We start from the raw sequence: 655 nt of genomic DNA on the forward strand, positions 1-655 counted from the left end.
CCGTGTCCTTTTACTCGGTAACTATAAGGTCTATGGTTACTCTCGCATGTTCCAATGCCTCTAAGATTCTCTCCAAGCCCTCTTTTATAAAGAGGCATTAAATAATCCCAATTCCGATTTAAATAGCCCTTTAATAACCGGATTTGCTCTTTTTGATGGGTTTCCACTTCTTCTTCATCTATTAAAATCGTGCTTTCTGCTGTGGTTAAAACAAGCTCAATTTCAGACCAGTCATGATGGCGGATAGCTTTCTTTAATTCTGCTTGCAGCTCAGGAACGAAGTTCAGGCGTTGCTTGATCTTTTGGTTCACATGATAGGCATCTCTTACGTGTTCATGACATAAACAACCCGTGACTATTTCATTAAATTGACTAAATTCATATCCTGATCCGCCGTCACTGTTTGAAATCACCACTGTGTTAGACAAGTCATAGTGTAGAAAAAGATAATTTTGTACCAGAGTCCAAGCATCCGCTGCGCTTTCAGTGGAAGAAAAATAGTGAGCCCCGATTAAACGAGTTCGTTTCCCATTTTTCTCTACTCCTTCGGCGATTTGAATACGATGAATTTCTCCTCGTTTCTTTTTAGTCGCCTTATACATTAAACCATCGCCTTCTATGAACAGAAAGGGAACTTTCTTTTTATGTTTTGGTT

General features: G+C 39.2%; 1 protein-coding gene. It reads right to left on the minus strand.

What is annotated here, in order from left to right; translation table 11 throughout:
- The coding region (locus ACEN4I_RS13435) for a UPF0236 family transposase-like protein (RefSeq protein WP_407127855.1) at positions 1-602 on the minus strand (602 nt) is incomplete at its 3' end.
- Positions 603-655: the final 53 nt, after the last annotated feature.

It is taken from the genome of Desemzia sp. FAM 23990 (assembly GCF_045528485.1).
Classification (GTDB): Bacteria; Bacillota; Bacilli; order Lactobacillales; family Carnobacteriaceae; genus Desemzia.